Origin of the sequence: Microlunatus spumicola, assembly GCF_039536445.1 — a bacterium.
Classification (GTDB): Bacteria; Actinomycetota; Actinomycetes; order Propionibacteriales; family Propionibacteriaceae; genus Microlunatus; species Microlunatus spumicola.
On record NZ_BAAAYR010000001.1, the window covers coordinates 1258881 to 1281173 of the forward strand.

Annotated in this window: 20 protein-coding genes; 8 read left to right on the forward strand and 12 right to left on the reverse strand. The window is 73.5% G+C overall.

The window, feature by feature from the left end; translation table 11 throughout:
* Positions 1–23 precede the first annotated feature (23 nt).
* From ABD665_RS05675 to ABD665_RS05685, 3 genes are all read left to right on the forward strand, one after another.
* Complete coding sequence (locus ABD665_RS05675; protein WP_183339272.1) at positions 24–269, forward strand: acyl carrier protein; 246 nt, start codon at positions 24–26, stop codon at positions 267–269.
* A gap of 155 nt (positions 270–424) precedes the next feature.
* Positions 425–1690 carry a beta-ketoacyl-ACP synthase II gene (locus ABD665_RS05680; RefSeq protein WP_204911844.1) on the forward strand — a complete coding sequence of 422 codons (1266 nt, stop codon included), beginning with the start codon at positions 425–427 and terminating at the stop codon, positions 1688–1690.
* A 34-nt stretch (positions 1691–1724) separates the two neighbouring features.
* The gene (locus ABD665_RS05685) at positions 1725–3164 is read left to right on the forward strand and encodes a carboxyl transferase domain-containing protein (RefSeq protein WP_204911843.1); all 1440 of its coding nucleotides are present in this window, start codon (positions 1725–1727) and stop codon (positions 3162–3164) included.
* A gap of 362 nt (positions 3165–3526) precedes the next feature.
* On the opposite strand, the gene ABD665_RS05690 is transcribed toward ABD665_RS05685, so the two are convergent.
* Both ABD665_RS05690 and ABD665_RS05695 read right to left on the reverse strand, forming a co-directional pair.
* Positions 3527–3976, reverse strand: coding sequence for a hypothetical protein (locus ABD665_RS05690; RefSeq protein WP_204911842.1), 450 nt, complete (start codon positions 3974–3976; stop codon positions 3527–3529).
* The gene (locus tag ABD665_RS05695) at positions 3976–4893 is read right to left on the reverse strand and encodes a helix-turn-helix transcriptional regulator (protein WP_344741401.1); all 918 of its coding nucleotides are present in this window, start codon (positions 4891–4893) and stop codon (positions 3976–3978) included. The genes ABD665_RS05690 and ABD665_RS05695 overlap by 1 nt, the downstream gene beginning before the upstream one ends.
* Positions 4894–4995: 102 nt before the next feature.
* On the opposite strand from ABD665_RS05695, the gene ABD665_RS05700 reads away from it, so the two are divergent.
* The gene (locus ABD665_RS05700) at positions 4996–5715 is read left to right on the forward strand and encodes an SDR family NAD(P)-dependent oxidoreductase (protein WP_204911841.1); all 720 of its coding nucleotides are present in this window, start codon (positions 4996–4998) and stop codon (positions 5713–5715) included.
* Positions 5716–5947: 232 nt separating this feature from the next.
* On the opposite strand, the gene ABD665_RS05705 is transcribed toward ABD665_RS05700, so the two are convergent.
* The 4 genes from ABD665_RS05705 to ABD665_RS05720 form a co-directional block, all read right to left on the reverse strand.
* The gene (locus ABD665_RS05705; protein ID WP_204911840.1) at positions 5948–7339 is read right to left on the reverse strand and encodes a PQQ-dependent sugar dehydrogenase family protein; all 1392 of its coding nucleotides are present in this window, start codon (positions 7337–7339) and stop codon (positions 5948–5950) included.
* A gap of 42 nt (positions 7340–7381) precedes the next feature.
* A complete protein-coding gene (locus tag ABD665_RS05710; protein WP_204911839.1) occupies positions 7382–8752 on the reverse strand; it encodes a PQQ-dependent sugar dehydrogenase family protein in 1371 nt (456 codons plus the stop codon).
* A 105-nt stretch (positions 8753–8857) separates the two neighbouring features.
* Positions 8858–10192, reverse strand: a complete 1335-nt coding sequence (locus ABD665_RS05715; RefSeq protein ID WP_204911838.1) for a PQQ-dependent sugar dehydrogenase family protein — start codon at positions 10190–10192, stop codon at positions 8858–8860.
* A gap of 183 nt (positions 10193–10375) precedes the next feature.
* Positions 10376–10873 (reverse strand): DUF3145 family protein, encoded by a 498-nt coding sequence (locus ABD665_RS05720; RefSeq protein WP_204911837.1) that lies wholly within the window; start codon positions 10871–10873, stop codon positions 10376–10378.
* A gap of 228 nt (positions 10874–11101) precedes the next feature.
* Here ABD665_RS05720 and ABD665_RS05725 point away from each other — a divergent pair, with 228 nt between their 5' ends.
* Positions 11102–13045, forward strand: a complete 1944-nt coding sequence (locus tag ABD665_RS05725; RefSeq protein WP_204911836.1) for a prolyl oligopeptidase family serine peptidase — start codon at positions 11102–11104, stop codon at positions 13043–13045.
* 125 nt (positions 13046–13170) lie between these two features.
* Here ABD665_RS05725 and ABD665_RS05730 read toward each other — a convergent pair whose 3' ends face one another.
* Complete coding sequence (locus ABD665_RS05730) at positions 13171–13857, reverse strand: YggS family pyridoxal phosphate-dependent enzyme (protein WP_204914164.1); 687 nt, start codon at positions 13855–13857, stop codon at positions 13171–13173.
* A 47-nt stretch (positions 13858–13904) separates the two neighbouring features.
* Entirely contained in the window at positions 13905–15032 is a 1128-nt protein-coding gene (locus tag ABD665_RS05735) for an NAD-dependent epimerase/dehydratase family protein (protein WP_204911835.1), read from the reverse strand.
* A 57-nt stretch (positions 15033–15089) separates the two neighbouring features.
* Between ABD665_RS05735 and ABD665_RS05740 the strand changes: the two genes are divergently transcribed.
* Positions 15090–16124, forward strand: a complete 1035-nt coding sequence (locus ABD665_RS05740; RefSeq protein ID WP_204911834.1) for a hypothetical protein — start codon at positions 15090–15092, stop codon at positions 16122–16124.
* A 57-nt stretch (positions 16125–16181) separates the two neighbouring features.
* Complete coding sequence (locus tag ABD665_RS05745) at positions 16182–16484, forward strand: DUF427 domain-containing protein (protein WP_204911833.1); 303 nt, start codon at positions 16182–16184, stop codon at positions 16482–16484.
* 41 nt (positions 16485–16525) lie between these two features.
* Here the strand turns inward: ABD665_RS05745 and ABD665_RS05750 are convergent, their stop codons facing one another.
* Genes ABD665_RS05750 through ABD665_RS05765 form a run of 4 tightly spaced genes read right to left on the reverse strand, consistent with a single transcriptional unit; the run spans position 16526 to position 20799 of the window.
* Positions 16526–17467: a VWA domain-containing protein gene (locus ABD665_RS05750; RefSeq protein WP_204914162.1), complete on the reverse strand. Its 942-nt coding sequence runs from the start codon at positions 17465–17467 to the stop codon at positions 16526–16528.
* A 38-nt stretch (positions 17468–17505) separates the two neighbouring features.
* Positions 17506–18528, reverse strand: a complete 1023-nt coding sequence (locus ABD665_RS05755; protein WP_204911832.1) for a VWA domain-containing protein — start codon at positions 18526–18528, stop codon at positions 17506–17508.
* A complete protein-coding gene (locus ABD665_RS05760) occupies positions 18525–19616 on the reverse strand; it encodes a DUF58 domain-containing protein (protein WP_204911831.1) in 1092 nt (363 codons plus the stop codon). Before ABD665_RS05760 ends, ABD665_RS05755 begins: the two co-directional genes overlap by 4 nt.
* 7 nt (positions 19617–19623) lie before the next feature.
* The gene (locus ABD665_RS05765; protein WP_344741930.1) at positions 19624–20799 is read right to left on the reverse strand and encodes an AAA family ATPase; all 1176 of its coding nucleotides are present in this window, start codon (positions 20797–20799) and stop codon (positions 19624–19626) included.
* A gap of 575 nt (positions 20800–21374) precedes the next feature.
* Here ABD665_RS05765 and ABD665_RS05770 point away from each other — a divergent pair.
* Positions 21375–22283, forward strand: a complete 909-nt coding sequence (locus ABD665_RS05770; RefSeq protein ID WP_204914154.1) for a hypothetical protein — start codon at positions 21375–21377, stop codon at positions 22281–22283.
* Positions 22284–22293 lie beyond the last annotated feature (10 nt).

The following is a 22293-nucleotide window of genomic DNA, read 5'->3' on the forward strand; positions in this document are numbered from 1 at the left end:
CACACGAAGGAGTTCCCACCGCGATGCCCACCACCGAAGAGGTCCGTTCGGACCTGGCCGAGATCGTCAACGAGGTCGCTGGCGTGCCGGTCGACGACGTCCAGCTCGACAAGTCGTTCACCGACGACCTCGACGTGGACTCGCTCTCGATGGTCGAGATCATCTACGCCTGCGAGGAGAAGTTCGGCGTGTCGATCCCCGACGAGGAGTCCAAGAACCTGAAGACCGTGGGCGACGCCGTCGCCTACATCGAGCGCGCAGCCAGCTGAGCTGAATCGGTGTGGGGGGCGACCCCCCTCGCCCCCCGCCTACGTTCCACTCGCTAGCGCTCGCGAAACGTGAGCGTGACCCGGGATCGCCGACGCGGTCCCGGGTCTCGCGCCCGCACCACTCCGTACGACTCGTCTGACCCAGGAGTTCATTGATGTCCCGCACCCGTGTCGTCGTCACCGGCATCGGCGCCACCACCCCGCTCGGTGGGACGGCTCCCGAGACGTGGGCCGCGCTGCTCGAGGGACGTTCCGGCGTCCGGCACCTCGCGTCCGACTTCCCCGAGGACATCCCGACCAAGATCGCCGCGCCGGTCGCTGTCGACCCGTCGCAGGTGCTGGAGCGGGTCGAGGCCCGCCGTCTCGACCGCTCGGCCCAGCTCGGCGTGGTCGCGGCGATGGAGGCCTGGGCCGACGCCGGCTACGGGCTCAAGGACGACAACCCCGTCGACCGCGAACGGCTCGCCGTCGCGATCGGTACCGGGATCGGGGGGCTGCACACGCTGCTCGGGCAGTGGGACATCCAGAAGGAGAAGGGCGCCCGCCGGGTCAGCCCGCTGGCCATCCCCATGCTCATGGCCAACGCCACCGCGGCCAACATCGGGCTGCGGCTCGGCGCGCAGGCTCCCGTCAGCACGGCGGTGTCGGCCTGCGCCTCGAGCAACGAGTCCATCGCGCTCGGGCTGGACCTGATCCGGCTGGGTCGCGCCGACGTCGTCATGGTGGGCGGCACCGAGGCGTGCATCCACCCGATGCCGATGGCGTCCTTCTCGCAGATGCAGGCCATGAGCCGCCGCAACGACGAGCCCGAGCGCGCGTCGCGCCCCTGGGACGTCGACCGCGACGGCTTCGTCCTCGGCGAGGGGGCCGCGATGCTCGTCATCGAGACCCTCGAGCACGCGCAGGCCCGCGGCGCCCGGATCTACGGCGAGCTCGCCGGCGCCGGCATCACCGCGGACGCGCACGACATGGTCCAGCCGAACCCGGCCGGCGACACCCAGGCCCGGGCGATCACGTACGCGCTGCGCGAGGCCGAGCTGTCCGCGGCCGACATCGTGCACGTCAACGCCCACGCGACCTCCACGCCGACCGGCGACATGACCGAGATCAGCTCGATCCACCAGGCCCTGGGCACGGGGACCGAGGCGATCGTCACCGGCACCAAGTCCATGACCGGGCACCTGCTCGGAGGGGCCGGTGCGCTGGAGACCATGGCGACGCTGCTGGCGCTCTACCACCGCCAGGTCCCGCCGACGATCAACCTCGACAACCCCGAGCCCACGCTCGACGTCGACGTCGCCACCAAGGTCCGCGACCTGCCCGCGGGCGACCTGGCCGCGATCAACAACTCGTTCGGCTTCGGCGGTCACAACGTGGCGGTCGTCCTCAGCAACGCCTTCGCGACCCACCCCGCGAGCTAGTCCCTCTCACCGCCGCACCCTCAGGAGGGCCCGCATGACCGCCACCGTCGCACCCGCTGCCGCCGCACCCGCGAAGAAGGAGAAGCTCCCCCGCGAGCTCGACCCGCGCAACCCGAACCACCGCCTCGCCGCGCTGCTCGACGAGGGTTCGGTCGAGCTGATCACGCCCGACGACGACTCGGGCATGCTCGCCGCCGTCGGCACGATCAACGGCTCGCGCGTCGTCGCCTTCTGCTCCGACGCCACCGTCATGGGCGGCGCGATGGGCGTGCAGGGCTGCGACGTGGTCGTGCAGGCGTACGAGCGGGCGATGCGCGACCGCGTCCCGGTGCTCGGCATCTGGCACTCCGGCGGCGCCCGGCTGGCGGAGGGCGTGCTCTCGCTGCACGCCGTCGGGCGGATCTTCCACGCGATGACGCAGGCGTCGGGCAAGATCCCGCAGATCTCGATCGTGCTCGGCTTCGCGGCCGGCGGTGCCGCGTACGGGCCGGCGCTCACCGACCTGGTGATCCTCGCCCCCGAGGGCCGGATCTTCGTGACCGGGCCGGACGTCGTGCGCTCGGTGACCGGCGAGGACGTCGACATGCTCCGCCTCGGCGGGCCCGACACGCACGGGCGTCGTTCCGGGGTCGTGCACGTGGTCGCCGACGACGAGGCCGACGCGCTGAACCGGGGCCGCGCGCTGACGACGCTGCTCGCCGACCAGGGCTCGATGACGCCCGAGGTGGCCGACACCGACCTCGCCGCGCTGCTGCCCGAGTCGCCGAAGCGCGCCTACGACGTGCACCCGCTGATCAACGGCGTGCTGGACGAGGGTTCGACGGTCGAGCTGCACGCCCGCTGGGCCCCGAACGTCACCATCGCCCTCGGCCGTCTCGGCGGCCGCACGGTCGGCGTCATCGCCAACAACCCGCTCCGCCTTGGCGGCTGCCTCGACTCGCTCAGCGCGGAGAAGGCGGCCCGGTTCGTGCGGATGTGCGACACCTTCGGCGTCCCGCTGGTCGTCCTCGTCGACGTCCCCGGCTACCTGCCGGGCGTCGGCCAGGAGTGGGACGGCGTCGTGCGCCGCGGCGCCAAGCTGCTGCACGCGTTCGCCGAGGCCACGGTCCCCCGCGTCACGCTCGTCACCCGCAAGGCGTACGGCGGCGCGTACATCGCCATGAACGCCCGCTCGCTCGGCGCCACGAAGGTGTTCGCCTGGCCGGGGGCCGAGGTCGCCGTCATGGGCCCGGTCGCCGCCGTCCGCATCCTGCACCGCCGCAAGCTCGCCGCCGTGGCCGACGACGTCCGCCCGCAGCTCGAGGCCGAGCTGGCCGCCGAGCACGAGCGCATCGCCGGCGGCGTCGAGAAGGCCGTCGAGATCGGCGTGGTCGACGAGATCGTCACGCCGCAGACGAGCCGTTCGGCGCTGGCCACCGCCATCCGCGACGCCGACGTCGGCGCGCGAGGAGACCACACCAACATCCCGCTCTAGTCCTCCTCGCGCCCGGCCGTCGGGGGTCCGGGTCGGCGTGGGGTTACCACTGGTCACTTCGGGGTCGGCGTGGAGTGACCACTGGTCACGTCGGGCGCACTCAGGTGTGTTGGTCACGCCCCAAGTGACCAGTGGTCAGCACGGGGTGGGGCTGGCCGGGTTGCCGGGGCGCGATAAGAACGCTCCCTGAGCTTGTCGAAGCGGTGCCCTGAGCCTGTCGAAGGGGGCCTCGAAGAGGTTGGCACCGAGAACGCCGACCACTGCGTGGCCCTTCGACAGCCTCAGGGAGCGTTCTCGGGCTCAGGGGGCGTTCGCGGGCTCAGGGGGCGTTCTCGGGCTCAGGGGCGTCCAGCGTGGTGGGGTCAGCCGGCAGCGCGGCGGACCAGCTCGCGGAGGCGGCGCTCGACCTCGTCGTCCACGGCGAGGACCGCGTAGGCGGCGGGCCAGAAGACCCCGTCGTCGAGGTTCGCGTCCTCGCTGAAGCCGACCGTGCCGTAGCGGGTGCCGAACTTCGAGGCCGGCTGGTAGAAAACCACGACCTTGCCGTCGCGGGCGTAGGACGGGAAGCCGTACCAGGTCTTGTGCTCGAGCTGCGGCGCCTCCTCGGTCACGATGGCGTGCAGCCGTTCCGCGATGGTCCGGTCGGTGCCCTCGAGCGCGGCGATGGCGTCGAGGCAGGCCTGCGCCTCGCGCTCCTTCTTCGCCGAACCCTTGCCGCCCTTCGCCTGCTCGCGCAGCTCGGCCTTGCGCTGCTGCATCGCGGCACGCTCGGCGTCGCTGAACCCCTCGCCGGACCCCTGCTCGTCGGCCATCAGCCCTCGCTCTCGGAGTGGACGCCTCTCGTCCGCGCGCCATCCTGCACCGGGACGCACGCGGGCGGCTCGGCACCCGCCCACGACGGGTCGGACGTCGCCCCGAGCGTGCGCAGCAGGTCGAAGCGGGAGGCGTCCTCGCTGCCCGGCACGGCGGTGTACGCGACGATCCGCAGGTCCGTCCCGGCGGCGGTGAAGACGTCGCAGTCGAGCGTGATGTGGCCGACGACCGGGTGCACGAACGTCTTCGGCTCGGACCGGTGCTCCACGATCGTCGCGTCGGCCCACAGCTCCCGGAACGTCTCGCTCACGCTCCGCAGCTGCTCCACCAGCGCCGCGACGGCCGGGTCCTGGGGGTAGCGGATGAGCGCGCGCCGGAGGTCGGACACGAGGGCGCACTGGAACCGCATCTCGTCGTCGTGCCCCCGCAGGACGGTGACGCCGGAGCGCGTGAACTGCTGGACGACGAGGTTGCGGCCCGGCGCGATCACGCCGAGCAGCGCGGACCAGGCCTCGTTCGCGGTCAGCAGGGTCCAGGTCGCGCTGTAGACGCCGATCGCGACGTCGGGGAGCCGGGCCAGCAGCCGCTGCACGCTGCCCGGGATGTGGGTGGGCACCAGGCCGGACGTCGGCGCGGCCAGCCCGGCCGCCGCGTACAGCTCGTCGCGCTCGGGGTCGGACAGCTGGAGCACGCGGGCCAGCGAGGCGACGACCTGCGCCGACGGCCGGGCGGCACGCCCCTGCTCGAGGCGGACCAGGTAGTCGACCGACAGGCCCGCCAGCAGCGCGACCTCCTCGCGCCGCAGCCCGCGCGTACGCCGCTGCCCCACCGGGAAGCCGACCGCCTCGGGCTGGAGCCGGTCGCGCCAGGCGCGGAGGAGGCCGGCGAGGTCGCCGCGGCCGGTCGTCTCGATCACCTCACCAGTGTGCGCGGGCGGGGCCCGGCCTGGGTGGTACCGCGAGTCCCAGGGTCGAACGCTCCTACCCGCACCCCTCGAACGGCACGCACGCTGGTGCCCATGACCACCAACACCCACGAGAACACCACCACCACCCTGATCACCGGCGGCAACAAGGGCCTGGGCTTCGAGACCGCACGCCGCCTGAAGGAGCACGGCCACCGCGTCGTCATCGGCGCCCGCGACGCGGGGCGCGGGCAGCAGGCCGCCGAGGAGCTCGGCGTCGAGTGGGTGCAGCTCGACGTGACCTCGGACGACTCGGTCGCGGCCGCCGCCCGGGAGCTCGAGCAGCGCTTCGGCGGCGTCGACGTCCTCGTCAACAACGCCGGCATCTCCGGCCCCTTCGTCGGGGTCGAGGAGATGGACGCCGCGATCATGACCTCCGTCCTCGACACCAATACGGTGGCCGCCGTCCGGACGATCCACGCGTTCCTGCCGCAGCTGCGCCGCTCCTCCGCCCCGGTCGTCGTGAACGTCTCGAGCGGGCTCGGGTCATTCGCCGTCCGCGCCGACGAGTCGCGCATCGAGCACTCGCTCCCGACGCTCGCCTACTCCGCGAGCAAGGCGGCGCTCGACATGCTGACCACCGTCTACGCGCAGTTCCTGCCCGAGATCCGGATCAACGTCGTCGACCCGGGGTACACCGCGACCGAGTTCAACGGGAACTCCGGGCCGCAGACGGTGACCGAGGGCACCGACGCGGTCGTGGCCATGGCGACCATCGGCTCCGACGGCCCGACCGGGACCTTCACCGACCGCCACGGCGTCGTCGGCTGGTGAACCGCTGATACGCCCCTGAGCTCGTCGAAGGGCCTCGAAAGGGGTCGCTTCTTCTGATACGCCCCCTGAGCTTGTCGAAGGGCCTCGAAGAGGTCGGCTTCTTCTGAGCTCAGGGACTGCCAACCCCTCCGGGGCCCTTCGACAAGCTCAGGGGGCGTTCGGGCTCAAGGGCCTTGTCGGGCTCAGGGGCTTTGTCGGGCTCAGGGGTGCTGAGCGGCCCGGAGGGTGTCGGTCAGGCGGGCGGCTGCATCCGGTAGACCGCCCCGGCGGAGTCGTCGCTGACGTAGACGGCGCCGTCGGGGCCCTGGACGGCGGAGACGGGACGACCCCAGCGGTCGCCGTCCGGGCTCTGGAACCCGGTCAGCAGGGTCTGCTGGTCGCCGAGGCGACCGTCCTCGTAGGAGAAGAAGGAGACCTCGGGCGCGCGGGGCGGGGTGCGGTTCCAGGAACCGTGGATGCCGACGAGGGCGCCCGCGCCGTACGGGGCGGGCAGCCCGGCGCCCGAGGTGAAGCTGAGGCCGAGCGGCGCCGAGTGCGCCCCCATCCCCTGCTCGACCGGCGGGAGCGTGGAGCAGTCGAGCTTGGAGCCGTCCGCGTTGGTCTCCACGTCGCGCACGAAGGGGCGGTCGGAGTAGTCGAGCGCCGTCCCCGGCACGCCGGGGTCCACGTCGGGGTCCGGGTTGCAGTAGGGCCAGCCGAGGTCGCGCCCCCGCGTGAGCTTGGCGAAGGGCTCCAGCGGGTGGTCGCCCACGTACGCGGGCAGCACCTCGCCCTGGTCGGAACGCCCGTCGCCGTCGTAGTCCCGGTCGTACGGGTACTCGATGTTGTCGCGGTTGTTCACCGCGGTCCAGACCGCGCCGTCGGGCGCGATCGCCAGGCCGGTGCCGTTCCGCACGCCGCGGGCGAAGACCTCCGCCGTGCCGCCGCCCGGCGGGACGCGGAGGATCGTCGCGCGCTGCGGGTCGGCGTCGCGGTCCTCCTCGGAGATGTTGCCGGTCGAGCCGACGGAGACGTAGACCGCGCCGTCCTCGGCGACGGCGACGCTCTTGAGCGCGTGCGCGTACGCCCCGCGCAGGTCGTCGCTCTTCGCGTCCGGCAGCCCGGTCACGACGGGCTGCGGGTCGGTCGCCCGGCCGTCGGCGTACGCGTACGCGTCGACGCGGTCGCTCTGCGCGACGTAGAGCCTGCCGTCGTGGAAGGCGAGCCCGTGCGGCTGGTTCAGCCCGCTCAGCAGGGTCGCGGTCGTGGGCGCGCCGGTCCCGGCGGCCGGTGCCGGCGTGACGACGTCGACCTCGCCCGCCTTCGGGCGGGAGATCAGCAGCGACCCGTCCGGCGCCCAGGCCAGCAGCCGCGCCCCGTCCGTCCGCGCGAAGACGCTGACCGACCAGCCCGTGGGGGCCTGGACCGTGCGCGGCTCGTCGAGCGGCGAGGCGTCCAGCCCGGCGGGGACGGCGAGGTCGACGGTCTGGAGCGGGGACGAGGCGGACGCCGCGGCGGTCGGGGCGCTCGACGGCGCGCTCGAGGGCGTCGCGGCGGGGCTGCTGCTGCAGCCGGCGGAGACCGCCAGCAGCAGCCCCGCGGCGGCGAGGGCGCTGAGGTGTCGCGACGGCCTCCGGGTGCTCATGCCTCCCAGCGTGCCCACCCGGGGCAAGCCGCGGCGGGGCCGTCAGGCGGGCGGTGCCAGCCGGTACACCGCGTTAGCGAGGTCGTCGCTGACGTAGAGAGCGCCGTCCGGGCCCTGCACCGCGGCCACCGGCCGGCCCCAGCGGTCGCCGGCCGCGTCCTGGAACCCGGACATGATCGTCTGCTGACCGCCGAGGTCCCCGTCCGCGTAGGCGAAGAAGGCGACCTCCGGGGCACGGGGCGGCGTCCGGTTCCAGGAACCGTGGACGCCGACGAGCGCACCGTCGCCGAGGCCCGGGAGCGGCGTACGGGTGAAGGCGAGCCCGAGCGGCGCGGAGTGCGCGGGCAGCGACTGCTCGACCGGCGGGAGCGTCGTGCAGTCCAGCTTTTTCGACCCGGCGTTGAGCTGGACGTCCCGGACGAAGGCCCGGTCCGTGTAGCGCAGCGCCGCTCCCTTCACGCCCCGCACCTCGTCGGGGTCGGGGTTGCAGTAGGGCCAGCCGAGGTCGCGCCCGGGGGTGATCCGGGCGAGCGGCTCGACGGGATGGTCGTTGACGTACGCGGGCAGCACCTTGCCGTAGTCGTCGGAACCGTCGCCGTCGTAGTCGCGGTGGTAGGCGTACGGGAGGTTGTCGCGGTTGTTCACGGCGGTCCAGACGGCGCCGTCGGGGGCGACGGCGAGACCGGTGCCGTTGCGGACGCCGTGGGCGTAGGTCGTGTAGTCCCCGTCCGCCGGGTCGACCTGCAGCACCGACGCCCGCTCCGGGTCCAGGGTGCGGTCGCTCGCCGAGGCGTTCTCCGTCGAGCCGACCGAGACGTAGAGGGTGTGGTCGGGCCCGACGGCGACGCTCTTCAGCGCGTGGGCGTACGCGCCCTTGAGGTCCGGGCTCTCGGTGTCGGGCAGGCCGGTGAGCACCGTCGTGGGCCCACCGACGGAACCGTCCGCGTAGGCGTAGCGCTCGATCTGGTTGCTCTGCGCGACGTAGAGCGAGCTCCCGTCGAAGGCCAGGCCGTGCGGCTTGCGCAGCCCGGTGAGGAGCGGGGTCGAGGTCGCACGGTCACCCGGTCCGGGCGTGAGCCGCGTGACCACGCCGTCGGCCGGACGGGACACCAGCAGCCGGCCGTCGGGGGTCCAGGCCTCGAGCCGGGGCTTGGTCGGACGCGCCCACACGCTGGCGGTCCAGCCGGCCGGCACGTCCACGGACCGCGGCCGGTCGAAGGGCGCCCAGGCCAGGTCGCTCGGCACTGTGACCGGGACGGCGCCGAGCGCGACCCGGCTCGTGGTCGGGGCGGGAGCCAGAGCCGGCGCACCGGGCGCGGCGGAGGCGGTCGAGGCTGCGCCGGGCAGCGCGCACAGGGCCAGCAGCGCGGCGGCGGGCACGAGCAGGGCACGGGGGCGGGAGGTCGGGGGCACGGGCGTTCCTTCGGGTCGGGGTCCCGGAGGAACGCCCCCCGGTGCGTGCGCTGCGTGACGGACGCGGCCCCCCCCCTCCCCCCCCGAGGCCCGGTCCTGGTTCGACTACGCCGGCGGGGTCAGCCGGTAGACCGCGTTCGCGTAGTCGTCCGTGACGTAGACGTTGCCATCGGCACCCTGGACGGCGGCGACGGGCCGGCCCCAACGGTCACCCTTGCTGTTCTGGAAGCCGCTCATGATCGTGCGCTGCCCGCCCATCTCGCCGCGGGAGTAGCTGAAGAACGCGACCTCCGGCTCGCGCGGGGGGTTCCGGTTCCAGGAACCGTGGACGCCCACGAGCGCGCCGCTGCCGATCCCGGGGAGCTCGGTACGGGTGAAGGCGAGGCCGAGCGGCGCGGAGTGCGCCGGCAGCCCCTGCTCGAGGGCCGGGAGCGCACCGCAGTCGAGCTGGGAACCGTTGCCGTTGAGCTGGGCGTCCCGCACGAAGGGCCGGTCGGAGTAGTCGAAGGCCGTGCCCTTGACGCCCGGGTCGACGTCCGGGTTCGGGTTGCAGTAGGGCCAGCCGAGATCGCGACCCTGCGTGAGCCGGGCGAGCGGCTCGATCGGGTGGTCGTTGACGTAGGCGGTGATCTTCTTGTTGTAGTCGTCGCTCCCGTTGCCGTCGTAGTCCTGGTGGTACGGGTAGGTGGTGTTGTCGCGGTTGTTCACCGCGGTCCACAGCTCTCCGTCCGGGGCGACCGCGAGCCCGGTGCCGTTGCGCACGCCGCGCGCGAACACGGTGTAGCCCGACTTCCCCTTCTCGACCTTGAGGACCGACGCGCGCTGCGGCTTCTTGTCCCGGTCGTAGGCCGACGCGTTCTCGGTCGAGCCCACGGAGATGTACAGCTCGTGGTCCGGGCCGAGCGCCAGGCTCTTGAGCGCGTGGGCGTACGCGCCCTTGAGGTCCTTGCTCTTGCTGTCGGGGAGCCCGGAGAGCACGGTCGTGCGCTTGCCGACCTTGCCGTCCTTGTAGGTGTACCGGTCGATCCGGTTGCTCTCGGCGACGTAGAGCGTGTTCCCGTCGAACACCATGCCGTGCGGCTTGCGCAGCCCCCTGACCAGGGTCGACGACGTCGGGTAGCCGCGCTTGTTGGGGGTGAGCCGCGTGATGAGGCCGTACTCGGGCCGGGAGACGAGCAGCCGGCCGTCGGGGGTCGGGACCTCGAGGCGCGGCTTCTTCGGCCGGGCCACGACCTTGACGGACCAGCCCTCGGGCACGGTCACCGAGCGCGCCTTGTTGAACGGTGCCGCGTCGAGCGCCGAGGGCACCTCGATCCGGACCGTCTGCAGCGGGGCCACGGCGGGCAGCGGCAGGGCGGGCCGGGTCGGGGCGGCCACGGCGGTCGTGCTGAGGCCGGGCAGGGCGATCGTGCACAGCAGAGCGGCGGACGCCAGCGTCACTGCTGGTCGTCGGAGGGGGGTCAAGAGCACGGGGGAGCTCCTCGGATGGGGCCCGCGGCCTGCTGCCGTAGGGCCGACGACCGCATCGTAGGCATGAGTCCGACCCGCGAAAGATTGTCCGCGAAGATTCTTCGCGAGTTCAGACGAGCGCCTGCCGGGCCGCCGTCGCCGTCGAGACGAGGCTCAGACGACCTCGTGCAGCCAGCGGACGGGAGCGCCCTCGCCCGCGTGCCGGAACGGTTCGAGCTCGGCGTCCCAGGGCCGGCCGAGCAGCTCGTCGAGCGAGTCGGCCAGGTCCCGGCCGCCGGTCGCGGCCGTCAGCATCGCCGCGCGGACGCGGTCCTCGGGGATCATGATGTCGCCGTGCAGGCCGGTGACGGCGTGGAAGACGCCGAGGCTGGGCGTGTAGGAGTAGCGCTCGCCCTCGGACGCCGAGCGGGCCTCCTCGGTCACCTCGAAACGCAGGCGCTGCCACCCGCGCAGGGCGCTGGCCAGGCGCGCGGCGGTGCCGACGGGCCCGAGCCAGGAGTACTCGGCGCGGTACGCGGCACGCTCGGCCGGCTGGGGGATCCAGTCCAGCCGTACGGGCATGCCGAACTCACCGCCGACCGCCCACTCCACGTGCGGGCACAGCGCCGACGGCGACGAGTGGACGTACAGGACGCCACGGGTCGTGCTCATCCGAACCTCCACGGGTGGGACCTCGGCAGCTCAGGGCTGCCTTCCCCGACATCCTTCGCACCGGGTCCCGCGTGGCGGTTCTGCTGTTCTTGCGCCTCACATTCTGCCCCAGAAGTCTCAGCCGCACCAGGCGTTCGGGGGTCGGTTCAGGGTTGACGGTTGTGCACCGAAGTCGGTGCACAAGTGGCCACCCTGACGTCGAACCGGGACGTTCGTAGGGTGGGCCGCATGGTCACCACCGCTCCGTACGGCTCCTGGCGCTCCCCCATCGGCGTCGAGGACCTCACCGCCGGCTCGACCGGTCTCGACGCCGTCCAGGTGGACGGCGACGACCTCTACTGGCTCGAGTCCCGGCCCGACCAGGCTGGGCGGGTCAGCCTGTGGACGCGGCCCTTCGCCGGCGGCGAGCCCCGAGAGCTGACCCCGGGCTCCGCGAACGTCCGCACGCGGGTCAACGAGTACGGCGGCGGGGAGTACGGCGTCCGCGACGGGGTGGTCGTCTACTCCGACCTGGGCGACGGCCGGCTACGCCGACTGGACCGCGACGGCACGGTCACCGTGCTGACGGGCGAGGGCGATGCCTGGTACGGCGACCCCTTCGTCGACGCCGGCCGCCGGCTCGTGGTCGCCGTCCGCGAGGACCACCGCGACGCCGCCGTCGCCGAGCACGGCGAGGCCGTCACCACCCTGGTGTCGGTCCCCCTCGACGGCTCCGCCGCCGACGACCTCGACGCCGTCACCGTCCTCGCCGCGGGCGCGGACTTCTACTCCACCCCGCAGCTGTCCGACGACGGCCGGCTGGCCTGGACCGAGTGGTTCCACCCGAACATGCCCTGGGACTCGACGGCCCTGCACGTCGCCCCGCTCGAGGCCGACGGGCTCGGGTCGGTGGAGGCCGTCGCGGGCGGTCCGGAGGAGTCGGCCGTGCAGCCGCGCTGGCGCGGGTCCGACCTCGTCTTCGCCTCGGACCGCACCGGCTGGTGGAACCTCCACCTCTTCGACGGCGACTCCGTCCGCGCGCTGCACGAGGCCGAGGCCGAGTTCGCGGAACCGCAGTGGGTCCTCGGCATGAACCCGTACGCCGTCCGTCCCGACGGCAGCCTCCTGTGCCTGGTCGTCACCGACGGGTTCCCGAGCCTGGTCCTGCTCGACGTCGAGAGCGGGGAGCTAACCCCGGTCGCCGAGCCCGGGACCGGCGCGGACGGTCTGGCGGCCGGCGCGGCGGGCTCGGCGGCCGTGCTCACCCACCCCGACCGTCCGGCCGAGCTGGCCACCCTCGGCACCGACGGCACCTGGACCACGGTGCGGACCAGCACCCGGCAGGCCCCGGACCCGGCGCTCGTCTCGGTCGCCCGCGACGTCACCTGGCCGGGTGAGGGCGGCGTGGTGCACGGCTGGTACCACCCGCCGGTGAACCCGGACTTCGCGGCGCCCGAGGGCGACGCCCCCCCGCTGATCACGCTGTCCCACGGTGGACCGACCTCGCAGTCCCGTGCGGTCTTCTCGCTGTCCACGCAGTTCTGGACGAGCCGCGGCTACGCCGTGCTGGACGTCAACTACGGCGGCAGCACGGGCTACGGCCGCCCCTACCGCGAGCGTCTCAAGGGCCGCTGGGGCATCGTCGACGTGGACGACTGCGCCAACGGCGCGCTGGCCATGGTCGAGCAGGGCCTCGCGGACCGGCGGCGGCTCGTCGTCAAGGGCGGCAGCGCGGGCGGCTACACGACCCTGCGCGCGCTGACCGCGACCGACGTCTTCACCGCCGGCGTCAGCTCGTACGGCGTCGGCGACCTCGAGATCCTGGCGCGCGACACCCACAAGTTCGAGTCGCGCTACCTCGACGGCCTCGTCGGGCCCTACCCGCAGGACCGCGAGATCTACGTCGACCGCTCCCCCATCCACCACGTCGACGAGCTGTCCGCGCCGATCCTGCTGCTGCAGGGCCTCGAGGACAAGGTCGTCCCGCCGAACCAGGCCGAGGAGATGGCCGACGCCGCCCGCGCCAAGGGGCTCCCGGTCGCGCTGCTGATGTTCGCGGGCGAGGGGCACGGCTTCCGTCGCTCCGAGACGATCGTCGCCTCGTACGAGGCCCAGGTCAGCTTCCTCGCCCAGGTCTTCGGGTTCGCCCCGGCCGACGACGTCCCCGTGCTGGCGGTCGAGAACCTGGCCTGACCCGACCCTCCTGCCGCGCACCCCTCGGGTGACCACTGGTCACTTGGGGGGTGTCAGAGGACTTTCCGGCCTCCCGAAGTGACCAGTGGTCGCGGGCGGTGTCGGAGGGACCCGGCCAGGCAGGTTCAGCGGGTCTCGCGGGCGCCGAAGATGGCCTGGCCGACGCGGACGGTGGTCGCGCCGTGGGCTATGGCGAGGGCGAAGTCGCCCGACATCCCCATGGACAGCTCGCGCCCGAGCAGCTCGGGCGGCAGGGAGTCGCGCAGGGCGGCCGTGCGCTGGAAGCAGGCCGCCACCGCGCCCTCGTCGTCGCTGTTCAGGGCCAGGGTCATGAGGCCGCGGACCCTCAGCGTGGGCAGGGCCGGCAGCTCGACGAGCAGCGCCTCGACGTCCTCGGGCGCGAGCCCGGACTTCTGCGGCTCCGCCGAGGAGTTGACCTGGACGAACACGTCGAGCGTCCGGTCCAGCTCGTGCAGCGCACGGTGCAGCCCGCGGGCGACCTTGAGCGAGTCGAGCGCGTGGAGCTCGTCCGCGAACGCCGCCACCTGCCGGGTCTTGTTGCTCTGCAGGTGGCCGATCATGGCCCAGCGCACGTCGGGGTGGTCGGCGAAGTGGTCGGCCTTCTCGGCCGCCTCCTGCACCTTGTTCTCCCCGAACAGCCGCGCCCCGGCCGCGTACGCCGCCTCCAGCACGGCCGGCGGGTGCGTCTTGCTCACCGGCAGCAGCCGCACCTCGCCCGGGTCCCGCCCGGCGGCGACGCACGCGGCGTCGACCTCCGCGCGCACCCGCGCCAGGTTGGCCGCGACGTCCACCTCGACCCCGACCGCCGTCTCGCTCACCACGCCAGGCTAGGCGAGGCTCAGCGGGCCACCTCGGGGATGAGCCGCTCCGCGCGGTAGCGGTCGAAGAGTTCGGTGAACGCGCGCTCGGTCCGGCGGTAGCCGAGGAACCCGGCCTCGCGGCTCTTGCTCATGTCCGTGACGACCTCCATCGGCCGGCCGAGGTCGGCGTCCGTGTGCCACCAGGACGCCAGCCGGGTGATGTCGGCCTCGGCCAGCCCGAGGCGTTCCGCGATCGCGGGCCACGCGCCCTCGTGCGGGGTGAGCTGCTCCTCGAACGGCTGCGGGTCGCCCTGCGGACCCTCGACGCGCGCCGGGTCGACGCCCAGGTGGGCGGCCAGGCGCGGCCACATCCAGCGCCACCGGAAGACGTCGCCGTTGACGATGTTGAAGGGCTCGTCCGCGCCCGCCGGGTCGGTCGAGGCCCACACCATCTGCTCGGCCAGCAGGCCGGCGTCGGTCATGTCGGTGAGGCCGTTCCACTGCGCCTCGCTGCCGGGGAAGCGGAACGGCAGGTCGAGCTCGTTGGCCAGCGTCGCGGCGACGGCGACGGTCAGCCCCATGTTCATGGCGTTGCCGACCGCGTAGCCGATCACGGTGTGCGAGCGGTGCACCGACCACGTGAACCCCTGCCGCTCGGCGGCGGCGAAGAGCTCGTCCTCCTGCGCGTAGTAGAAGTTCGGCGTGTCCAGGCGCGGCTCGTCCTCGTGGAACGGGGTGTCGGGGACGACGCCCGCGGCGTACGCCTCGAACGGGCCGAGGTAGTGCTTCAGGCCGGTCACGAGGGCGACGTGCCGCAGCGGGGCTTGGGCCAGCGCGGCCAGCAGGTCGCGGACCATCGCGCCGTTCACGGCGATGTTCTCGGCCTCGGTCGCCTGGCGCTGCCAGGCGGTGAAGAAGACGTGGGTCGGTGCGACGTCGGCCAGCGCCGTCGCCAGGCTCTCCGGGTCACGCAGGTCCGCGGGGACGCTGCGCACGCCGGCCCGCGACGAACCGCCGCGCGACAGCGCCAGCACCTCCCAGCCCTCGTCGAGGAGCTGGTCCACCAGGGCCGAGCCGGTGATGCCGCTGGCCCCCACGACCAGGGCCGTGCGGCGGGCCGGGTCGGCGGACGTCGGGTCAGGAGCGTTCAGGTCACGTACGGTCACCCCAGGCGCAACCGGTCGGTCCCGGTGGGCATTCCGCGCCGGACGGTGGAAGCGGGGATGGCGGCGGCGCGTACCGGCTCGCGGAGGGTGACGCTGCGCCGGGTCCTGCTCGCGGCCGGGGCGCTGGTGCTCGCCGTGGTCGTGGTGCTGGTCCTGGCGGCCGTCGCGCCCTTCGCGCTGCGCGAGCGCGGCAGCACGGGAGCCGTCCCCGACACCGCGATGCCGCTGCCCGGCCGCGCCGGCGCCGCGACCGACGCCCTGCGCGGGCTCGGCTACACCTGCTCGGACGCCGTGGTCGCGGACGCGACCGTCCAGCGGTCGTGCGGCACGGTCTCCGGCCCGAGCACGAGCAGCGTCCAGCTCCTGGCCGACCGGGGCACGGGCGCGGTGCGGCTCGTCCAGACGGGCACGGACCGGTCGCCGACCAGCACGAAGCAGCACCGGGCGGTGCTCGACGCTGTCGGCCCCGCGATCGGGCTCCCGCCCAAGGACCAGGCGCGGCTCGACGACGCGGTCGCCGCCGACGTGGACACGACGCTCACGCTCGGCTGGGGCAGCGCCGTCGTCCACGCCTCCGAGCGCGTCGACGACCAGCCCGGCGCCACCCTGCGCGTGGCCGGGGACACCGGTCCGGGGCTGCGGCGCTCCCGCGCCACCCTCCGGGTGCCGGTCGACGCGCTGGCGGCCGCCGCCGAGGCCCACGGCTACACCTGCACGACGCCCGAGGTCCGGACCATCCGGGGCTGCGACCGGCCTGACGCCGACGACGGCTACGGCCAGGAGCTGTCGTTCCAGGGCACGGGGACGGCCACGGTCGAGGTCTACCTGAGCGTCACGTCGCTCTACCACCGGGACACGCGCAGCCGCTGGCTCGCCGAGATGACCGAGGTGCTCGGCTGGGTGGACACCGGGCAGACCCGCGAGCTGCGCGCCTGGCTCGCGGCCTCGGCCGACGCACCGGGTGGCGAGGGCTACGTCGACGGGCTGCCGATCTCGTTCCTCGTCCGCGCCGGCACCTGGGAGAAGGAGACCTTCGGCGTCGTCCGTGCCGAGTGCGCGAGGTTCGACGACCTCTCCTCCTGCGAGCCCTGACCCCGAGGGGCATCATCGGGACGGGACGCGGACGTCCCCACCGACCCAGGAGGACCCATGAAGGCAACCGTCGCCGGCACCGTGATCGCCGAGGCGCCGCAGGAGGACCTGATCAAGATCGAGGGGAACTGGTACTTCCCCCCGGAGAGCGTCGTGACCAGCCTGCTGGAGGAGAGCCCGACGCCGTACACGTGCCCGTGGAAGGGCCCGTGCCAGTACTTCACCGTGAACGTCGACGGGAAGTCCCTGCCCGACCGGGCGTGGACCTACCGGAACCTGTACGACGGGGCCGTCCAGCGGGTCGGCCAGGACTTCACGAACTACGTGGCCTTCTGGAAAGAGGTGCAGGTCAGCGAGTAGCGGACCGTCGCCCCGGGGCCGGTGTCCCGGGGCGGTGACCCCTACGGCCAGCGGGCGCCGAGCGAGATCATCCCGAAGGCCGCGAGGATCGCGAACGCGAGGCCGAAGCCGGCGTAGCGGGACGTGACCTCCTTGTCGACCTTCTCGGTGCCGACCGAGCTGCCGATGTCGCGGTAGACGTCCTTCAGCTGGCCGGCGGAGGTGGCCGTGTAGGCCGTGCCCCCGCTGATCCGCGAGACGCGGGCCAGCTCGGCCCGGTCGACCGGGACGGGCTCCCGGCGGCCGCCGATGTCGATGTAGCCGTCCGGCGTGCCGTACGCGATCGTGTAGATCGGCACCTTCTGGGCGGAGGCGGTCTGCGCGGCCTCGTCGGACGGGCGACCGATCTGGGTCTTCCCGTCGCTCAGCAGCACGATGCGGGCGGGCGCGACCGAGTTCGGGTCCCCCGGGTCGGGCGGGACCTGGGCGAGCGCGGCGAGCGAGGTGTAGATGCCCTCGCCGATCGCGGTCGACGCCTTGGGCTGCAGGCTCTGGATCGCCGCGGTCGCGGCGCCCCGGTCCTGCGTCGGCGGCACGAGCGTCGTCGCCGTGCCCGCGAAGGAGACGATCGCGACGTTGAACTTGGGCGGCAGCGCGTTCACGAAGTCCTCGGCCGCGGCCTTGGCGGCGTCGAGGCGGTTCGGCTGGACGTCGGTGGCCTCCATGGACAGCGAGACGTCGATGGTCACGACGATCGTGGCCCGTTCGCGCGGCACCGACACCTCGCCCTTGGGCTTGGCGTACGCGACCGTCAGCGTGAGCAGGCTCAGGATCGACAGCCCGACGGCCACGTGCCGGAGCCAGGTCCGGTCGCGCGGGATCACCAGGTCGAACATCGAGCGCGCGATCCGGTCGTTCCGCTTGCGCTTGCGGTTGACGAGGAAGAGGTAGAAGGCCACCAGCGCCGGGATCAGCAGCAGCCACCAGAGCCGCACCGGCTCCATGAACGACAGCAGCGGGGTCAGGGCGAGGGGGTCGAGGATCACGGCCACTTCGCCCCCAGCGAGATCGCGCCGAGCGCGGCGAGGACCGCGAACGCGAGCCCGAAGCCCGCGAACTGCGACGTCACCTCGCGGTCGGCCTTCTCGTAGCCGACCTCGGAGGAGATGTTCTCGTAGACCGTCCGGAGCTGCTCCGGCGTCGCGGCCGCGAAGTACTGGCCGTCGCTGATCTGCGCGATCTCCTGCATCTGCTCCTTGTCGACCGGCACCGGGTTGCGCTTGCCGTCGAGGTCGACGTAGCCGTTCTCGGTGCCGTACGCGATCGTGTAGACCGGCACGCCGGCGAGCTTGGCGTCGGCCGCCGCCTGCTGGGGAGCGCGGCCCGTCGTGTTCGACCCGTCGCTGAGCAGGACGATCGCGCCGGGCGCGGGTTCGTCGGGGTGGTCGGGGTCCTTCGGGGCCTGCTGCAGCGCGGCCATCGCGGTGTCGATGCCGGCACCGATCGCGGTCGAGTCCTGCAGCTTGATGCTGTTGATCGCGTTGGCCACGGTCCCGTGCTGCAGCGTCGGCGGCACCAGGATCGAGGTCGCGCCGGCCATCGAGACGACCGAGACGTTGTACTTCTCCGGCAGCGCGTTGACGAACGCGATCGCGGCGGCCTTGGCGGCGTCGAGACGGTTCGGCGGGACGTCGGTCGCCTGCATCGACAGCGACGCGTCGATGACCAGGACGATCGTCGCGCGCTCGCGCGGCACGTTCACCTCGGTGGTCGGCTGCGCGAAGGCCGTGGTCAGCGTGACCAGGCTCAGCAGCGACAGCGCGACGGCCAGGTGGCGGCGCCACTGCGACTGCCGCGGGATCACGACGTCGAGCATCGAGGTGTTGGTGAAGCGCATGCCGCGACGGTTCTTGCGCCGCGTCGCCAGCACGTACGCCGCCACGAGCAGCGGGATGACGACCAGGATCGCCATCCGGCCCGGGGACGCGAAGCTGATCTGGCTGAAGAACGACCAGAGGTCGCCGAAGACGTTCAGCGGCGCGAGGGCCACGGTGGGCGTGCTCATCGGGTGACCCCCTGCGGCGGGGCGTGCAGCATGCTCGCGACCCGGCGGTAGGCCAGGACGAAGCGCGCGATGTCGCCGACCCAGTCCCGGTCGGTGCGCAGCTGGATGTGCCCCACACCTGCACGACGCAGGGAGATGCGGATCCGTTCCCGCTGGGCCGCGCTCGCCGCGTCCATCCGGGCCCGGGCGTCCGGGTCGCCGGTGTTCACGTAGCGCTCGAAGTCGGTCTCGGGGTCACGGATGAGCATGTCGCCGACGTTCGGGAACTCGATCTCGCGCCGGTCGACGACCTCGATCGCGAGGACCTGGTTGCGCACCGCGAGGCGGCGCATGGACCGCTCCCAGTCCGGCGGGACGTTGGGGTCGAGCTCGTGGTCGCCCGGGGTGAGGAAGTCGGAGACGACGACGCGCAGGCCGCGGCGCCGCTGGGCGCGCGACATCTGCTCGACGCCGTTCGCCAGCGTCATCGGGCCGGTGGCGTGGTCGGGCACGAAGGGTTCGGTGAGCATCGTGCGCAGCAGGCCGTAGAGCGCAGAACGGCCCGACCGCGCCTGCAGGCGGCGCAGCTTGTCGGGCTTCATGATGTAGCCGCCGAAGCGGTCGCCCATCTTCTGGCTGAGGAAGCCGATCGTCGCGATCGCGGCGATGCCGAGGTCGCGCTTGGTGACGCCCTCGGTCCCCCAGTTCATCGACGGCGTGACGTCGAGCAGCGCCCAGACCTCGAGCTCGCGGTCGGAGACGGTGTCGCGCACGTACGGGACGGTCGTCCGCGCCGTGACGGCCCAGTCGATCTTGCGCACGTCGTCCTCGCCCGCCACGTACAGGCGGGCGTCGTTGGCCTCCGAGCCCGGGCCGGGCAGCAGGCCGAGGTGGTCGCCGTGGAGGTAGCCCTCCAGGCGCCGGACGATCGTCAGCTCGAGCCGGCGCAGCGCCGCCTCGGGCGCGAGCTTGTTGAGCGGGATGGTCGCCCGGGTCGGCGTGCCGAGCACGGACGAGACCGCGCCGACGTCGCGCGGCGGGGCCGCGAACTGCACGGGCGGACCCGACGGGGGCCCGTACCCCGGAGGAGAAGAAGAGAGTGCCGCCATGGACGGCCTAGAAGTCCCGCGTCGGCGGGTACGGCGCGACCGGACGACCGGTCGGCGGCGGGAAGCCACCCGGGCCCTGGCCGTTGCGGCCCTGGGGCGGACCCTGCTGGCCGTTGGGCGCACCCTGCGGCACCGGCTGCTGGCCGGGCTGCGGCACCGGCTGCTGGCCGGGCTGCGGCGCCGGCTGCTGGCCGGCGGGCTGCTGGCCGCCCTGCCAGACGGGCGTGGGCGGCGGCACCATCGCGATGATCCGCTCGACGACCTGCGCCGGCGAGATGTTGTCGGCGATGGCGTCGAAGCCGAGCGTCAGGCGGTGGGCCATGACGTCCTTGGCCACGGCCTGGACGTCGGTCGGCAGCACGTAGTCGCGCCCGTGGATCAGCGCGAGCGCCCGGGACGCCGCGACCAGGCCCAGCGTCGCGCGCGGGCTGCAGCCGATCTGGATGACGGAGGTGAGGTCGGGCAGGTTGAACTCGGCCGGCGTACGCGTGGCCAGCACCAGCCGGACGATGTACTCGGCCACGAGGTTGTGGACGAACACCTCGGAGGCCTGCTGCTGCAGCGCCCGGACGATCTCCGGGTCGAAGACGGGACGCGACTCCGGCGGGTCGACGCTCATCCGCCGCAGGATCTCGAACTCCTCGTTCCCGCGCGGGTAGGGCACGTCGACCTTGAGCAGGAAGCGGTCGCGCTGCGCCTCGGGGAGCGGGTAGACGCCCTCGGACTCCACCGGGTTCTGCGTCGCGATGACGATGAACGGGCGGGGCGTCTGGTAGGTCGTGCCGGCGATCGAGACCTGCTTCTCCGCCATCAGCTCGAGCATCGCCGCCTGCACCTTGGCGGGCGCGCGGTTGATCTCGTCGGCGAGGACGAAGTTCACGAAGATCGGGCCGAGCTCGACGTCGAAGGTCTCCTGGCTCGCCTTGTAGATGCGCGTGCCGACGATGTCGGAGGGCACCAGGTCGGGCGTGAACTGGATGCGCGAGAACGTCCCGCCGACCACCGTCGCGAAGCTGCGCACGGCCAGCGTCTTGGCGACGCCGGGCACGCCCTCGAGCAGGATGTGGCCCTTGGCCAGCAGGCCGACCATCAGCTGCTCGACCATGTGCTCCTGGCCGACGATCACGCGCTGCACCTGGCTGATGGCCTCGCCGAGCAGGCGCGAGGCCTCGGCGGGGTCCATGGCCGGGCGGGGCGCGGTGGCTACCGACGTCGAGGGCGAGGACGAGGCCGCGGACGCGCCGGTGGTGTCCGGCGCGCCGTAGCTGGGGCTGCTCACTCACTCACTCCTGTTGCACGGGGGGTCTGGGCACCTGGCGGGACCAGGGTGCTGCTCGGGTGTCGCTGCGTGCTGCTCCGGTCGGGGACCCCACGGTCACGCCCGTCCGGCAGGCCCGCACAGTCTCGCAGACCGGTGGGTCCAGCGTAGGTGGCGAGGAGCGCAGCACCAGGAGTTCACAGGTGATGCATAGGACCGGGTGCCGAGCGGCCCGCCGGGGCTCCGTGTGGCGCCCGGCGCCGGGGTCCGTCGTGCGCGCGACGGCCCGGGGCCGCCCCCGGGGACGAATAGACTCGCCCGGTCGCGCCGCCAGCCGTGCCGCCCGGGCTGCCGCCGCCACGACGACCGTCCCCCGCCGTCCGTCCCCGACCCCAGCCGAGGAGGTGCCCGTGTCGTCGCCGTACTACGGCCCCTGGACCCCCGGGGACCCCTCGGGCGCCCCGCAGCCCGGACCCGCCGCCCCGCCGAACGCCGAGGCCATGCGCGAGTTCGACGCGGTCGACCCCGCCACGCTGCCCGACGTCGTCCCCGTCAGCCCGCTGCTCCCCGACGACCCGCCCAAGGTCGGCGGCTACTGGCTCGACGCCCGCCTGCACGCGAGCGCCGCCGGCACCGCCTTCACCGCGCACGCCGCGGACGGCCCGGACGGTGCGCCCGCGATGGTGCTGCTGCTGTCCGAGGGCGCCGCCGCCGACGCGGCCGCCCGGGACCGGTTGGCCGGCGAGGTCAACGACATGCACATCGACACCGTGCTCGCCCGCGGCGGGCAGGGGCAGGACACGGGCCGGCTCGGGCGCCGGTTCGTCGCGCCGGACGTGCCGGTCGCCCCCGACGCCCGTCCGGACGCGCCCTGGGTCGCGCTCGCGTACGACGGGTCCCCGGCGGCCGCGGCCGAGGCCCAGCGCGTCCTCGACTCGGTCGAGCTGGCCGCCCTCGAGCCGCTCGGCCGGCCCACCGGCCCCGACTACCAGCTGCCCTGGATCGACCGCGTACGCCCCGGCGTCGCCCGGCTCTGGCCGCTGCCCTGGCCCGGCCGCTACGACCGCGCCGGCTGGCGCACGATCCTCGTGTCCTGGCTGCTGATGCTCCTGCTCGCCGCCCTGGCCGTCCTCATCGCCATCCTGATCTTCCAGAACCAGCCGCCGCAGAGCCCGCCGCCGCCCGCCGACGGCACCGGAAGCCCGCCGCCCGCGTCCTCGTCGCCGAGCCCGCAGTCCGGCTCGCCGTCGCCGCAGTCGGGCTCCCCGTCCGGGTCGCCGTCGCCGTCCGGTTCCGGCTCGCCCTCGCCGTCGCAGTCCGGCACGGAGTCCGGCTCGCCCTCGCCGGGCGGGCCCTCACCCGACGACAGCGGCGCCCCGGGCAGCCCGACCCCGCCCTCGCGGCTGTAGGCGACGGACC